Source organism: Streptomyces sp. NPDC059010, assembly GCF_042740355.1.
Taxonomy (GTDB): Bacteria; Actinomycetota; Actinomycetes; order Streptomycetales; family Streptomycetaceae; genus Streptomyces.
In genome coordinates, this window is sequence record NZ_JBHYJA010000014.1 from 39,669 (window position 1) to 53,497 (window position 13,829).

At 71.2% G+C, this 13,829-nt stretch carries 14 protein-coding genes; 5 read left to right on the top strand and 9 right to left on the bottom strand.

Going from position 1 to position 13,829, the window contains the following annotated elements; translation table 11 throughout:
• Positions 1–1,845 carry a family 20 glycosylhydrolase gene (locus ACFWYS_RS16830; protein WP_384768638.1) on the bottom strand — a complete coding sequence of 615 codons (1,845 nt, stop codon included), beginning with the start codon at positions 1,843–1,845 and terminating at the stop codon, positions 1–3.
• Between the two features lie 271 nt (positions 1,846–2,116).
• Between ACFWYS_RS16830 and ACFWYS_RS16835 the strand changes: the two genes are divergently transcribed.
• Entirely contained in the window at positions 2,117–3,460 is a 1,344-nt protein-coding gene (locus ACFWYS_RS16835) for an amidase (RefSeq protein ID WP_384768641.1), read from the top strand.
• Positions 3,461–3,556: 96 nt separating this feature from the next.
• Here ACFWYS_RS16835 and ACFWYS_RS16840 read toward each other — a convergent pair whose 3' ends face one another.
• Entirely contained in the window at positions 3,557–4,072 is a 516-nt protein-coding gene (locus tag ACFWYS_RS16840) for an EF-hand domain-containing protein (protein ID WP_384768644.1), read from the bottom strand.
• A gap of 199 nt (positions 4,073–4,271) precedes the next feature.
• Between ACFWYS_RS16840 and ACFWYS_RS16845 the strand changes: the two genes are divergently transcribed.
• Together ACFWYS_RS16845 and ACFWYS_RS16850 are read left to right on the top strand one after the other, a co-directional pair.
• On the top strand, positions 4,272–4,835 hold the full coding sequence (locus ACFWYS_RS16845; protein WP_384768646.1) for a hypothetical protein: 564 nt from the start codon (positions 4,272–4,274) through the stop codon (positions 4,833–4,835).
• 125 nt (positions 4,836–4,960) lie between these two features.
• Complete coding sequence (locus tag ACFWYS_RS16850) at positions 4,961–5,953, top strand: immunity 49 family protein (RefSeq protein WP_384768648.1); 993 nt, start codon at positions 4,961–4,963, stop codon at positions 5,951–5,953.
• A gap of 143 nt (positions 5,954–6,096) precedes the next feature.
• Here ACFWYS_RS16850 and ACFWYS_RS16855 read toward each other — a convergent pair whose 3' ends face one another.
• From ACFWYS_RS16855 to ACFWYS_RS16875, 5 genes are all read right to left on the bottom strand, one after another.
• Positions 6,097–6,291 carry a hypothetical protein gene (locus ACFWYS_RS16855; RefSeq protein WP_384768651.1) on the bottom strand — a complete coding sequence of 65 codons (195 nt, stop codon included), beginning with the start codon at positions 6,289–6,291 and terminating at the stop codon, positions 6,097–6,099.
• A gap of 40 nt (positions 6,292–6,331) precedes the next feature.
• Positions 6,332–7,525 carry a GDSL-type esterase/lipase family protein gene (locus tag ACFWYS_RS16860; RefSeq protein WP_384768653.1) on the bottom strand — a complete coding sequence of 398 codons (1,194 nt, stop codon included), beginning with the start codon at positions 7,523–7,525 and terminating at the stop codon, positions 6,332–6,334.
• Between the two features lie 68 nt (positions 7,526–7,593).
• Positions 7,594–8,172, bottom strand: coding sequence for a TetR/AcrR family transcriptional regulator (locus ACFWYS_RS16865; RefSeq protein WP_384768657.1), 579 nt, complete (start codon positions 8,170–8,172; stop codon positions 7,594–7,596).
• A gap of 81 nt (positions 8,173–8,253) precedes the next feature.
• Positions 8,254–8,736: a GNAT family N-acetyltransferase gene (locus ACFWYS_RS16870; protein ID WP_384768660.1), complete on the bottom strand. Its 483-nt coding sequence runs from the start codon at positions 8,734–8,736 to the stop codon at positions 8,254–8,256.
• Positions 8,737–8,790: 54 nt separating this feature from the next.
• Positions 8,791–8,964, bottom strand: coding sequence for a hypothetical protein (locus ACFWYS_RS16875; protein ID WP_274246761.1), 174 nt, complete (start codon positions 8,962–8,964; stop codon positions 8,791–8,793).
• 473 nt (positions 8,965–9,437) lie between these two features.
• On the opposite strand from ACFWYS_RS16875, the gene ACFWYS_RS16880 reads away from it, so the two are divergent.
• On the top strand, positions 9,438–9,887 hold the full coding sequence (locus ACFWYS_RS16880; protein WP_384768663.1) for a hypothetical protein: 450 nt from the start codon (positions 9,438–9,440) through the stop codon (positions 9,885–9,887).
• Positions 9,888–9,912: 25 nt separating this feature from the next.
• Positions 9,913–10,758, top strand: coding sequence for an SDR family oxidoreductase (locus ACFWYS_RS16885; protein ID WP_384768666.1), 846 nt, complete (start codon positions 9,913–9,915; stop codon positions 10,756–10,758).
• Positions 10,759–10,841: 83 nt separating this feature from the next.
• On the opposite strand, the gene ACFWYS_RS16890 is transcribed toward ACFWYS_RS16885, so the two are convergent.
• Together ACFWYS_RS16890 and ACFWYS_RS16895 are read right to left on the bottom strand one after the other, a co-directional pair.
• The gene (locus ACFWYS_RS16890; protein ID WP_384768669.1) at positions 10,842–12,362 is read right to left on the bottom strand and encodes an SDR family NAD(P)-dependent oxidoreductase; all 1,521 of its coding nucleotides are present in this window, start codon (positions 12,360–12,362) and stop codon (positions 10,842–10,844) included.
• Positions 12,363–12,483: 121 nt separating this feature from the next.
• A complete protein-coding gene (locus ACFWYS_RS16895; RefSeq protein ID WP_384768671.1) occupies positions 12,484–13,821 on the bottom strand; it encodes a wax ester/triacylglycerol synthase family O-acyltransferase in 1,338 nt (445 codons plus the stop codon).
• Positions 13,822–13,829 lie beyond the last annotated feature (8 nt).

Here is a 13,829-nt window from a genome sequence, read left to right on the forward strand (position 1 = left end):
CTAGGGTCGGCTGCTCAGGTGCCATACGGCGGGGGTGCGCTGGTCCGGCGGGTACTGTGCGAGCCGCCCGTCGTCCGTGACGCCCAGCGGCATACGGGTGATGGCGTTGACGAGCCGGTAGCCGCCTGCGGCGGGCTCCAACTGCCAGCGCTGGAGGGTGCTGCCGGGGTCGCAGGTCTGCGGAGCCGCCTCCACGCCGGGCTGGAGCGGCACGTTGAGCGTGAGCTTCCCGCCCCGGATCTCCAGACAGCCGTCCGCCGTCCGCACGGTCACATAGCCGTCGGCCGTACGCCTGACCTCGGCGTCGAAGGACCGGGCGTCCGTGTCGAAGGTGTACGACCCGTCCGCCACCGGTACCCGACCCAGGTCCCGCCACCCCGGCGCGTGCCCGACGGCCGTGCCCCGAGCGGTGAACCCGGCGTAGGTGGCGTCGGGGTGCGGATCACCCCAGGTGGCCTGGGCGATGTGGCGCAGCGCGGGCCACAGGGCGACGGCGACCTCGTTCTCGGTCTCGCCCCGGCCGTTGTCGGGCCAGAGGCTGATCTTCGCGCCGGTGATGCCGTCGGCGGAGGCCAGCTTCTCCCCCTCGAAGCTGCGCGGGTCCCAGCTCTGGTCGTACAGGCCCTCGGTGTCGCTGTGGAAGCCGCCGCGGACCAGGTAGAGGGCGTAGGCGGCGTTCATCAACGGATAGCCCTGGGCGCGCAGTCGGCTCGGTTTCGTCGCCACGTTCAGCCAGTGCTCGACCGTCGTGCCGGCGGCGACCGGGACGGTGTTGGCGCCGGTGAGCCCGTCGTTCCAGATGCGCAGCCTCTTGCCCTTGTCCGCCGCGTAGGCGTGGACGCGGTTGACGAAGTCGATGAAGGCGTCCTGCGGTGTGGCGCCGGGGCCGTACCTGTCCTGGGCGTACTTCAGGATCTGCGGGTACTTGGCGAAGTCGGAGCCGAGCATGTACTCGTCAGCTCCCATGTGCCAGGACGCCGACGAAAAGACCTGGGCGTACTCGTCGATCAGGCTGGTGTAGTAGGCGAAGGCCTCGGGCCGGGTGATGTCGAGACGCGAGGGCTGCTTGTTGCCGTCGGAGTCGGTCAGCTGGAGGTCGGGGCGGTTCTCGATCCACGGGTCCATATGGCCCGGGGAGTTGATCTCGGGGATGATCTCGACGTGGTAGCGCTCGCCGAGGGCGACCAGGCGGCGGATCTCGTCCTTGGTGTAGTAGCCCCAGGTGTTGGCCTCGGGATGGGCGTGGCTCTTCACCTTCAGTTCGAGGAGCAGCTGATTGAGCTTCTGGTACGCCATCTCGCGCACCAGGTTCTCCAGCCACGGCATCGAGACGTGGATGTAGCAGGCGCAGACGCCGACGCCCCGCTCCTTGAAGCGCGGTACGTCGACCGTGCGGCCGGCGGGGATGCGGTCGCCCTGGGCGAGGAGCTGGAGGAGGGTGCGAGTGCCGTAGAAGGCGCCGGCCTCGGTCGCCCCGGTCACCGACAGCCGACTGCCGGCACGGAGTTCGTAGCCCTCCGTACCGAGGGAGGTCCGGGAGGGCTGGACGTCGATAACGATGTCACCGGGGCGGGCGCCGCCTGGTACCACGGGAACCGTGCCGTGCCCCGCCTCGCGCAGGTCGTCGGCGAGGGTGTCGGCGACCCGCCGTTCGGCCGCGCTGTCGGCCACGAGGCGGGCGGAGCGCTGGTAGGTGTAACTGCCGGATGCCGGTGTCCAGTCGGTCAGGGCGGGCACCGTGACCGGCGCCGCCTCCTGCCGCTGCTCCGCGCTCGCCGGCAGCGGCGCCGCGAAGAGCAGCGCCAGCGCCGCGAGGACACCGGCCGCTCTCAAGCGTCTCCTCATGAGGCACCCCCATTCATCGGATGTCTGATGATTGGGCGAGCCCATGGGGCTGTCAATGGACCGCGAAGTGAATGGAGTTGGCCCATTGATCGGATGATGCGCAGGTCAGCAAGGCTGAGTGACGGAGAGGCGCAGTGAAAAGTCCAAGAAGACCTTCCCGAATATCCAAGCCCGGATATCCAAACCGAGCGTCCTCTCGACTCCGGGCCCGTCGCCCGGCAGAGTTCTCCTAGTTCTCCTACATACTCACGAGTAAGCCCGAGGAGTGCCCGTGACCAGCTGGGTCGGCCGGACCGCCGCCGAGATCGCCGCCGCCGTACGCGAGAAGCGGGCCACGCCGCGGGAGGTGGTGGCCGAGCACCTGGCCCGGATCGAGCGGCTCGACGGCCGCGTCGGCGCGTTCCGGGTGGTCAGGGCCGAAGCGGCGCTCGCCGAGGCCGACGAGGTGGCCTCGCGCGGCGATCTCGCCGAACTGCCGCTGGCCGGTGTGCCGGTGGCGGTCAAGGACAACCTCGCGGTGCGCGGCGAGTCCAACCTCATCGGCTCCACGGCCACGCCGGACACACCGGCCGAGGCCGACCATGTCACCGTGGCCCGGCTGCGGGCCGCCGGTGCGGTGGTGGTGGGGCTGACGAACGTGCCGGAGCTGTGTGTCTTCGGCACCACGGAGGGCGTGCACGGCACCGCCCGCAACCCGTGGGACACCTCGCGCACGGCGGGCGGCTCGTCCGGCGGCAGCGCGGCCGCGGTCGCCGCGGGCATGGTGCCGATCGCCCTCGGCAACGACGGCATGGGCTCGCTGCGCATCCCGGCGGCCAACTGCGGCCTGGTCACGATCAAGCCCGGCACGGGCGTGGTCCCGGCCGGTATCAGTGACGGCGACTGGTTCGGCATGTCGGAGAACGGTCCGCTGGCCACGACCGTCGAGGACGCCCGCCTGATGCTGTCGGTCCTCGCCGACACCGAGGTCGCCCTCCCGGACACGCCCGGCACGCACCGGATCGCCGTCTCCCTGCGCAGCCCGATCGCCGGGGTCGCCATCAGCAAGCCGTACGCGACCGCCGCACGCGATGCCGCGGGACTTCTGATGAAGGCCGGTCACCAGGTGCGGCGCGCCGACCCGCCGTACCCGATGTCGCTGGGCGTCACCTCGCTGACCCACTGGACCGCGGGTACGGCGGTGGACGCGCAGAGCCTCGATCCACGGCAGCTCACCCGCCGGACCCGGGTCCACGCCACCGTCGGCAAGCGGTTCGTCGGCCGGGTGCGGGGCGGCGCGAGCCGGGAGCAGCTGCGCCGTCGTCTGGAGCCGTTCTTCGCCGAGTACGACGTGCTGCTCACCCCGGCCCTCGCCCGCCGCTCCCCCAAGTCCGAGCCCTGGCACGAGCGGGGCTGGCTGCGCAATGTCATGGCCAACACCAACTACTCGCCGCTGACGCCGCCGTGGAACCTCACCGGCTGGCCGGCGATGACGGTCCCGCTCGGCACGCTGCCCTCCGGCGCCCCCACGGCCGTACAGCTGGTCGGGCGCCCCGGCTCGGAGGCGGTACTGCTGGAACTGGCGGAGCGGATCGAGCAGTTGCGGCCTTGGCAGCGGACGGCGCCGCTGGACTAGGTGCTGTCTCTCCGATCACGATCTGAGCCAGACGAGGAGTGCTGCGGCCGTGACAGTCTGAACAACGGGCCACACGCTTGAAGAGGCGCGGCCTGGCTAGTACAGGGCCTCCCCCATCGGGGAGGTGTCGCCGACGATGTAGGCGCGGATCGATGCCAGGTACGCGTCGCGGCTGATCCGGCCGTCGCTGTCGGCATCCAGCGCGTCGAACGCGGCAGCGGCGTTCCCGGCCGAGTTGTTCAGCGCGGTGCGCAGCGCCATGAACTCGGCCTTGTCCAAGGCGCCGTCGCTGTCCGCATCGGCGAGGTCGAAGAGCGCGCCGAGCGCGAATCGACAGACGTTGTCGAACTTGTCGGCGCCCACCCAGGCGTTGTACTCGTCGAAGGTCAGCTTTCCGTCGTCGTTCGCGTCCATCGCGTTCCAGGCTTTGATGCCTTCCGTGCGGGCGGCGACGACGAGCGGGTCGTCTTCTGCGCGCCCGGTGGCCAGGACGGTTCGGTCGATGCGGGAGAGGTAGTCGTGCCGCGTGATGACCTGGTCCCCGTCGGCGTCCATCATGGCGAATACGCGTTCTCGCGCTGCGGTGGCGGCCGTGGCGGTCGTACGGCTCACTCGGGTCTCCTCCTGCTTGGTTCATGCTCCTGCTCGACGAGGATTCGTCCAGCGCTTCCTACCCTGCGGGTTCCGGATGCCAAGCGGCCGATAGGGAGGACAGAGGGTGCGCGGTAGCACGCTGAGGCAGGCGTGCGCCGTCGATGCACTTCGATGCACCTGTTCAGCCGTCCTGCTCGTGGGTAGACAGGCGTTCGTCATGGCAGTGGACGTGCTGGAGGAACATGTGTTGAGCAGGCGCGGTACGACGGTGGCGCTGGGGTCGCTGGCGCTGGTGGTCTCGTCGATGGTGTGGGCGCCGGCCGGTCAGGCCGGGACGCTCGGGGACGGGGCCGGCACCTGCGCGGGCAACGCCCACAGCAGGTACGACCCACCGCTCACCCTGGTGCCCCGGGCGACCCGCAACCACGCGGATGTGCGCTACACGTGCACCAGCGGCCTCGGCCGCACCGTTGCGGCAACCGGTTCCTTCGACGCCTTCGCGCCGTCGGCGTCCTGCGTCTCGCTGTCCGGCGCGGGGGGCACGGAGACCGTCCGTTACGCCGACGGCAGCCGGTCCTTGATTGTCATCGACGGCGCGACCACCGCCCGCGTGGCGGGTGTCCTGGTCGTCCTGCAGTCGGGCAGGGTCGTGGAAGGACGCGGCGAGGACCACTTCGTACGCCGGACCGTGACTTCACTGCCCCACCAACTGCCCACGGACTGCCTCACCTCTGGCCTCCAGGGCACCCAAAGCGCGGTTCAGCTGGAGATCCTGCCGTAGCACCGGCGCGCAACTGCACGGGCTGGGTACAGAGTTGTGGGTCCGTCACCGCCGAACCCAGTGCTGTCAGTGCCCGTTGATAACGTGCTTCGTCCAGTCGTGGAGTTCATGAAGGGACGGGGTACGTGCGGAATGTGGCATGCCATCAGGTCGGCGAGCAGCGGTTGGCGGAGGCGCTCGACGACATCGACGGGCGGGCCTACACGCGGTGGCACTCGCTGCGGTACGGCAACATCTCGCCGACGCTGATCCGGGCCATGGCGGACGAACTGCTCGACCATGTCGCCGCGCGAACGGTGACGGAGCCGGGGCTCGACGCTGCGGCCGGCACGGTCGCCGTCACCGCCGCGGAGTGTGTGCACGGAGTGCTGAGCATCATGTGCTTCCCGGACGGGGACCAGGAACTCCGGTTCGCCCTCGTCGGGGAGCGGATCAGCACGGACCCGGAGGACGACGAGTTCGGGGACGGGCCCATCACCTTCCGGGACGTCGTCCAGGAGGCGCCCACCGCGCGGACCTGGCTCGACATGTTCGAGATGTGTGTCGTCAGCGGGCATGTGTGGGACTGGGAGCGGGTCACCGGGCTGCTGCTGCGCGGCGACTACGCGCCCGCCATCCGTGACGGCGTGCCCTACAACCGGTACACCTCCGTCTCCGAACCCGCCGACCTCGCAGCCATGGACGCCCTGTGCCCCTATCTCACCGAGGCGGCCGGGCATCTGCCCCGCGACTGGCCTACGGTTCCGCTGCGCAAGCCGGACGCCGGGGAGCGCGCGGAGGCCGCCCGGCGGCTCGACGAGGTCGGCGACGCGCTGAGCGCGGACCAGCGGCTGCTCCGCGTACTCCTCGACGACGACCAGCACGCCTTCGAGGACGCCCTCGTCGCCCGGCTGGTCGCGTACCGGGAGAGCGTCGAGGCCGATGCCGGTGATCCCGCGCCCCGGTCCCTCCTCCCCCTCGGCACCCTCGCCCTGGCCTGCCTCGCCGTCCAGGTCCATGGGTGGGAACTCGGTGTCCGGTCCGGGTATCTGCCGTACGGTCTGCTGGGATCGCCGGACGCGCCGCACCGGGCGGCGGAGGGGCACCGGAACAACTTGGGCTGCTGGGCCGCCAAGTAGGCCACCCGGGGTGCGGAAGCGGGCCTGGCCCGACATCCAGGACATCGACGTGGAGACGGACTCGTCCCCACCGAGGCAGCGACGGCGCCGAGCCTCAGTCCGTGTCTTTCGCGATGGTCCGAAAGACACGGCCTGGGCCCGGTTCATGGTGCGCCGCCGCCCTTGCGCTTACCACCGGCGAGCTGACCCGTCATCATGCCGACGAGGCCGGCCAGGAGAAACGCGCCGCCGATCAGCGTTCCCGTCGGCCGAGCGCCGGAGTCACTGATCAGCAACCCGAAGACCAGCTGCCGGCACAGCGCAAGGGCCACCACCAGCGCACGTCCATGACTCCACACGCCCCGAACTCCACAGTCCCTGTGATCGCCCGGACAGGTGTTACAAGGACACGCCCGGCGCCGCCGCGAAGGGCCCGTCCGCCGTGAACGCCAGTCGTGCGAAGCGTTCGCCGATGCGGCGATGGGTGGTGGCGTCCGGGTGGAGGTCGTCGGGCAGGGGCAGTTCGGCGGAGTCGGTCTCGCCGTACAGGTCGCGGCCGTCGAGGTAGTGCAGGTTCGGGTCGTCGGCCGCCCGCTGCTTCACGATGCGGGACAGCTCGTCCCGGATGACGCGCAACGTCAGCTTGCCGCTCGCGCGTTCCGCCGGGTCGCCCATGGCGACGAACCGCAGCCGTCCCTCGCTGATGCCGCTGAAGTCGGGGAAGCACGGGCCGGGCGTGTCCTCGTGGATCGGGCACAGGAGGGGCGACACGACCAGGAGCGGTGTCGTCGGATGTCCGTCCCGGACCGTGTCGAGGAAGCCGTGCACCGCCGGGCCGAAGGCGCGCAGCCGCATCAGGTCGGCGTTGACCACATTGATGCCGATCTTGAGGCTGATGAGGTCGGCGGGCGTGTCCCGCAGGGTGCGGGCGGTGAACGGGTCGAGCAGGGCGCTCCCGCCCAGGCCCAGGTTGATCAGTTCCACGCCGCCGAGGGTGGCGGCGAGCGCGGGCCAGGTGCCGGTGGGGCGCCCGGCGTCGGAGCCCTGGCTGATCGAGCTGCCGTGATGCAGCCACACCCGTCGGCCCGGGTCCCGGGCGGGCTCGACGGGGGCGTCGGTGCGCAGGGCGATCAGTTCGGTGGTCTCGTTGTGCGGCAGCCAGATCTCGACGTCCTTGTCGGTGTCGGGCAGCCCGGTGAAGCGGACGGTGCCGGCCGGTCCGGGCCGGTGCTCGGCGGTTCCGGCGGTCATGTCGATGACCACGACGTTGCCGCCGGTCACGCTGCCCTGTCCGGCCGGGCGGCCGTCGACGATCAGGTCGTAGACGCCGTCCGGGCGCGGCGGGGCGCCCACGTAGTCGCGCTTGGTGGGCAGGGTGTCCAGTGCGACGGCGGTGGCCCGGGTGCGGAAGGCCAGCCGTACGCCGGAGGGCTGTGACTCGGCCATGGCCAGCTGGCCGTCGGTGTTCTGGGCGCGGGCCCGGGCGGGCAGCCGGTGCGGCAGGACGCCGCGCTCGGTGTGCTCGACGTCGAGGGCGCCGCGCAGGAGTTCCGCGGTGACGGGCGTGGTGATCCAGTCGTGCTCGGTGTCCATGTCTGTCCTCTGTCTGCCTGTCCTCTGCCTGTCCTCTGTCTGTCCTCTGTCTGTCCTCTGCCGGTAGCTCAAGGGGCGGGCTCGGTGGGCCAGTTGCGCAGCAGGGCGTCGAGGGCGTCCAGGATCCGGGTCCAGGTCTCCTCGGAGTCGGGGGCGCTGTGGCTGAAGCCGCCCGCCGTTTCCAGGCTGGCGTAGCCGTGGAAGACGCTGCCCAGCAGCCGTACGGCATGGGTGGCGTCCGGCTCCGTCAGGTCGTAGCCGCGCAGGATCGCCCGTGTCATCTGGGCGTGCCGGACGCCCGCGCTGGCGGCCGCCGTCTCGGGGTCGAGCCGCATGCGCGCGGCGGCGGCCCGGCCGGGGTGCTCATGGCCGTAGTCGCGGTAGACGTTCGCGAAGGCGACCAGGGCGTCCTTGCCGGCCCGCCCGGCCACCGCGTCGGCGGCCAGGTCGGCCAGCTCCTCCAGCGCGAACAGCGCGATCCGGGTCTTGAGGTCCTGGGTGTTCTTCACGTGCGAGTACAGGCTCGCGACCTTGACGTCGAACCGCCGGGCCAGCTCCGAGGCGGTCACCTGCTCGAAGCCGACTTCATCGGCCAGTTCCGCACCGGCCCGGACCAGGCGCTCGGTGGTCAGCCCTACGCGTGCCATAACTGTCCTCTCGCTTGCCAGAAGCGAGTATGCACGCGCCTAAAGCTTTTAGGCAAACGGCATGAGGTCTAAGCCAGCGAGCTAAAGTGCTCGGTACATGATGTGCAGCCCCACCCGCCCATGCCGGGGATGATCGAACGCCTCCGGGACCGTGCCGAGGACGGTGAAGCCGAGGGAGGCCCACATCCGTACGGCCGGATTGGTCTCCACGACGGCGTTGAAGACCATGCCCCGGTACCCCTGGTCCTTGGCCTCAACCAGAACGTGTTCGGCGAGGGCGCGCCCGACGCCACGGCCGCCGCGGTCGGGGGCGACCATGAAGCCGGCGTTGGCGATACCGGCGGCGGGGCCGCCGTAGTTGGGGGTGAGGTAGGCGGAGGCGACCACGGCTCCGGCGTCGTCCTCGACGACGTAGACCCGCTTGGCCGGGTTCATCCACAGCGCCCGGGCATCGCCCTCCGAGGTGTCCGGGTCCCATGCGTAGGTCTCGCCGGCGGCGACGATCCGGTGCCAGAAAGACCAAATCCGCGGCCAGTCATCGGCCGCGGCTTCTCTGATCAGCATGGGCGTGAGTCTCGCACGCCCATGCGGTCGGCGATCGCGAAGGGTTCTGCCCCGTCAGTCGACGCTGGGCAGGATGTGGGGCTCGGCGAGGTCGTCCTCGTAGCCTGCCAGGCGGATGGGGGCGGACCTGGCCCACACATCGAGACTGCCGATCTCCTTGGACCGGCCGCCCGCGCGCTCCGTGCGTTCCTTGGGGCGCTGTTCGCGATTCGTCTTCTCAGGTGTCACCGCGCACTCCTTCTGTGTCGGATCACCCTCGGGGCGGGGCCGGCCAGTCTGCGGTCCGGTACCTGACGCCCGCTCGGGTCTTACTCAAAGTCGGCTCGGACGCGGTGGCGCCGGTAACTGGTGCGCAAGCAGGCCGTTGTGCACCGGCTTGTCCCGGGACGGACCATGGGTGTGGGTTGGGACCCGGTATTGCTGTCCGTCCGCTACAGATTAACCAAATGAGCGGCCCCCCGCTCGATGGGGCTGGAAACAACCTGTAACTATCCGGAATCAAACGGCACTCGACGAACCCGTTGTTCACGTGTTTGTAACGGAATGCGATGTTTGTCAGTCACTCGTTCGGCTCAACATCATCTCCTTGTCCGACACGCGGCCGGCACACGCCGCGCAGTTCAAGTCCCGTTGGCCGATTCGCAAGGCGGCCATGATCTGCTGGCGGACCGCAACGGCTTGTCCGGCGGGAGGACTGACGCATGGAGCTGCGCAGTGTCGAAGAGCTGATGGATCTGCTGTACGCCTGCCGCGGCACCCGGGACGCCCCGGGTCTCGCGAGCACCCGAGTCGATCTGCACCAACACGCGCTGCAGACAGCCGCACTGCTGCGCCGAGTCCGCCCCGCCGACAAGGAACTCCAGGTCGCGGGGCTCGTTCATGCCATCGGCCCGCTGCTGCACCCCGGCGAGGCGAGCCGCCACTCCGACCGCGCGGCGGACGCGGTGCGCCCCCTCCTCGGCGAACGCGTCTCCCGCCTCGTCCGGCACCACTGCCGGGCCCCCGAATCCGCCGACGACGACCTGATCCGCCTGCACCACGCCGACGAGGAGGGCCGCAGCGCCGAGTTCGACGCGGGGGTCCTGGAGGACTGGCGCGCGGTACTGGAGCTGGTCGCGTCCAGGAACTCGCCCCTCGGGGCTGTCAACTGACGATCCGTCATGAGACCGTACGGCGATGACGTCGCCGTACGGTCTCCAGGGCAGGGACGCCGGACTGAAGGGCAGGTCCGCCGTCGTCACCGGCGCCACCCGCGGCATCGGCCACGCCGTCGCCCGGCAACTGGCCGCGGCCGGGGCACGGGTCTGCGTGATCGCACGGGACGCGCAGGAGGTGCGGCGGACGGCCGCCGAGCTGGGCGGCATCGGGGCGGCGGGCAGCGTGGCCGACCCCGATCATCTGGCGGGGGTCGTGGACCTGACCCTGCGCGAGTTCGGCCGCGTCGACGTCATCGTGAACAACGCGGCGACCAACCAGCCGTACGGCCCCCTGATGGACGTCGCCCCGTTGGCCTGGCGCGAGGCCTTCGCCATGAACGTCGAGGCGCCGCTTCGGCTCGTCCAGTACGCCTGGCGGGCCTGGATGCGCGAGCACGGCGGGGCGGTGGTCAACGTCTGCACGGAGGGCGCCGCGCATGTGGGCCCCCATATCGGGGCCTACGGCACCAGCAAGGCGGCCCTCCTCCATCTGACCCAGCAGCTCGCGGGCGAGCTGGCCCCGAGGGTCCGGGTCAACTCGGTCTCCCCCGGCCTGGTCCGCACGGAGATGGCACGGTTCGTCTGGGAGCCGGGCGAGGACGAGGTGGCCGCGGGGCTCCCGCTCGGGCGCATCGGGGAGCCGGAGGACGTGGCCCGGGCGGTGGTGTGGCTGGCGTCGGACGCGGCGCAGTGGGTGACGGGGGCGGATCTGCTGGTGGACGGGGGGACGCGGGTGCGGGCGGCGGGGACGACAGGGGTATACGCAGTGCACGAGCACCTACGATCGCGCGGTACCGCAACCCCCCAGGGGCGCGGGGCTGGGTAACTATGCGGCTCCGCCGCGTGGGCGCGACCAGCCCCCACAACCCGCGGCCTCCCACCGACGTAGTCACCCACCCCGGTGGGGATCTACCACTTACCCGGCGCGTAGTCCTTCAAGAAGACCCCGTACACATCCTCGCCCGCCTCACCCCGCACGACCGGGTCGTATACCCGTGCCGCCCCGTCGACCAGGTCGAGCGGCGCGTGGAACCCGGCCTCGGCCAGCCGCAGCTTGTCGTAGTGCGGACGCTCGTCCGTGATCCAGCCGGTGTCGACCGAGGTCATCAGGATGCCGTCGGTCTGGAACATCTCCTGGGCGCTGGTGCGCGTGACCATGTTCATCGCGGCCTTGGCGGCGTTGGTGTTCGGATGGCCCGCGCCCTTGTAGCCGCGGCCGAAGACGCCCTCCATCGCGGAGACGTTCACGACGTACGCCCGCCCGCTCGCCGCCTTCTTCGCGGCGTCGGCCATCGCCGGGCGCAGCGCGCTGATCAGGATGAACGGCGAGGTGTAGTTGCAGAGCTGGGTCTCCAGGAGCTCCACCGGGGAGATCTGGTCGATGGTCTGCACCCAGGTGTTGGACTCGACGACGTCCGGCACGAGCCCGCCCGCGTCGATGGCGGTGCCGTCCAGGTGCCGGGCGACGCTGGCGTTGCCCGCGACCAGGGCGAGGTCGGCGACCTTCTGGGCGTCGAGGCCGCTGGTGCCCAGCGGCAGGGCGGCGAGGCCGTCGACCGCGCCGGAGTTGAAGGCGCCGATGACATGGTGGGCGGGCAGCTCACCGGCGGGCAGCGGGGCGCTCTCGCCGTCGACCAGGGCGGCGTAGGCGGAGGGCAGGCGGCGTACGGTCTGCGTCGCGTTGTTGATGAGGATGTCGAGGGGGCCCGCCTCGGCGACCTGCTCGGCGAGGGCCACGGCCTGGGCCGGGTCGCGCAGGTCGATGCCGACGACCTCCAGGCGGTGCATCCAGTCCGCGGAGTCGTCCATGGCCTTGAAGCGGCGGATGGCGTCCTTGGGGAAGCGCGTGGTGATCGTGGTGTGGGCGCCGTCGCGCAGCAGCCTGAGCGCGATGTACATGCCGATCTTGGCGCGGCCGCCGGTGAGCAGGGCGCGCTTGCCGGTGAGGTCGGCGCGGGCGTCGCGCCTCTCGCGGTTCAGGCGGGCGCAGTCCGGACAGAGCTGGTGGTAGAAGTAGTCGACCTCGACGAACCGGGTCTTGCAGGTGTAGCAGGAGCGGGGGCGCTGGAGTATCCCCGCGATCTTGCCCGCCTCCGTGACCGACGACGGCAGGATGCCCTCGGTCTCGTCGTCGATGCGCTGGGCGGAGCCGGTCGCCGTGGCCTCCGTGACCGCCTTGTCGTGGGCGGTCTTGGCGGCCCGGCGCTCCTGGCGGCGGCGCTGCTTGACGGTGCGGTATACGCCGGCGGTGGCGCGGCGCACGGCGATGGCGTCGGGGTGGTCGACCTCCAGCTTGTCGAGCTCGTCCAGGACGCTGAGGCACACCGCGAGCCGCTCGGGGTCGATGCCGGGGCCGTACACGATCTCGTCACCGGGCTCGTGCACGACGTCCGCCGTGGTCGCCGTCGCGCCGTCCTCTGTCACCGTCATCGCCGCTGCCGTTCCCTGATCACCCGCGGCGCTCCGGTCGCGCCCGCTTTCGAACGGGGAATTGTACGGAGCGCCGGGCCACTCCTCCAAAATCCGGCGAAGCGGCCCAGGGGGACGGCGATCAGGGGGCGCAGGCGGTGATCAGCTCCGACACCTCCTCGGACACGGCCTTGGCGAGCACATCGAGGTCCGGTACGGCCTCGGCGTCGGCGACGAGGCCGTAGTGGACGCGTCCCCGGTACGTCGAGATCGCGATCGCCAGGGACTGGCCGCGGGCCAGCGGGGCGAAGGGGTAGACCTCGGTGACGGGGTGGCCGCCGAGCTTCAGGGCGATGCCGGGCAGCGGGACGCTGGTCACGAGGATGTCGAACCAGAGCCGGGCAGCCCCGCCGACCAGCGGTCCGCCGAGCCGGTGCCCGAGCGCCGGGACGTGGTCGGCGAGCAGGGCGACGGCGCCCGCGCCCCGGTTGGGTCCGGCGTCCTTGTTGCGGTCCATGGCGGTGCGGACCGTCCCGAGGCGGCGCAGCGGGTCGGGGTCGTCCACCGGGAGCCGTATCAAGTACCCGGAGAGCCGGTTGCCCTGAGGGTGCGCGGTGCGCGGGCGGCGCTTGGAGACGGGGATCAGGGCGCGTGGCGCGACGCCCTCGCTGCCGTCGCCGCGCTCGTCCAGCCAGCGGCGCAGGGCGCCGGCGACGACCGCGATGAGGACGTCGTTGACGGTGCCGCCGACGGCCTTGCGGATGACGTGCACATCGTCGATGTCGACGACGACCCCGGCGGTACGGCGGGTGCCGCTCGGCTCGGCGATCAGCGCGGACGTCGAGCGCACCCCCAGGGTCGACACGGCGACGGAGGCGCCGATGTCCAGGGCCCGGCCGACGTCGGACAGGGCGCCGCGCACCAGTCCCGGCAGCCTGCGCACATCGGGCAGCAGTCTGCGCGTGGGCTCCTCGGGGCGGGGTTTGCGGGCGGGCATGTCCATGGGGTCCAGGACGGCGGCGGCGAGCGTCAGCGCCCGCAGTCCGTCGGCCAGGGCGTGATGGAACTTGAACAGCACCGCGAACGACACCCCGTCCTCGCCCGGCAGCACATGCGCCTCCCAGGGCGGCCGGCCGCGCTCCAGCGGGCGCTCCATGAGCCGGCCCGCCAGCGCCTGGAAGTCGGCGGTGGGGGCGTGCAGCCGGACGTGGTCGAGGGGGTCGAAGTCGGGGGCGGGCTCGCGGGCCGCTCCGCCGAACGAGAAGGGCTGCAGCAGGGCGCTCGGCTGCCATGCGTCGCGGATGCGCATCCGCAGTCCCGGAACGGCTGCGGCTCGCGCGGCGAGCAGGTCGGCGGCGTGGGCGCCCGCGGTGGGCGAGTGCGCTGTGAACACCCCGAGCGCGCCCAGGTGCATGGGGTGTTCGGCGGACTCGATGTTCCAGAACGCAAGGTCGAGTGGTGCGAGCAGGTCAGAGGTCAATGGCTTGC

Bases quoted from the DNA above. Each gene is read 5' to 3' on its own strand.
- ACFWYS_RS16830 (WP_384768638.1), bottom strand. From the start codon at position 1,845: ATGAGGAGACGCTTGAGAGCGGCCGGTGTCCTCGCGGCGCTGGCGCTG.
- ACFWYS_RS16845 (WP_384768646.1), top strand. From the start codon at position 4,272: ATGGCAGTGGACGTGCTGGAGGAACATGTGTTGAGCAGGCGCGGTACG.
- ACFWYS_RS16860 (WP_384768653.1), bottom strand. From the start codon at position 7,525: ATGGACACCGAGCACGACTGGATCACCACGCCCGTCACCGCGGAACTC.
- ACFWYS_RS16865 (WP_384768657.1), bottom strand. From the start codon at position 8,172: ATGGCACGCGTAGGGCTGACCACCGAGCGCCTGGTCCGGGCCGGTGCG.
- ACFWYS_RS16870 (WP_384768660.1), bottom strand. From the start codon at position 8,736: ATGCTGATCAGAGAAGCCGCGGCCGATGACTGGCCGCGGATTTGGTCT.
- ACFWYS_RS16880 (WP_384768663.1), top strand. From the start codon at position 9,438: ATGGAGCTGCGCAGTGTCGAAGAGCTGATGGATCTGCTGTACGCCTGC.
- ACFWYS_RS16885 (WP_384768666.1), top strand. From the start codon at position 9,913: ATGACGTCGCCGTACGGTCTCCAGGGCAGGGACGCCGGACTGAAGGGC.
- ACFWYS_RS16890 (WP_384768669.1), bottom strand. From the start codon at position 12,362: ATGACGGTGACAGAGGACGGCGCGACGGCGACCACGGCGGACGTCGTG.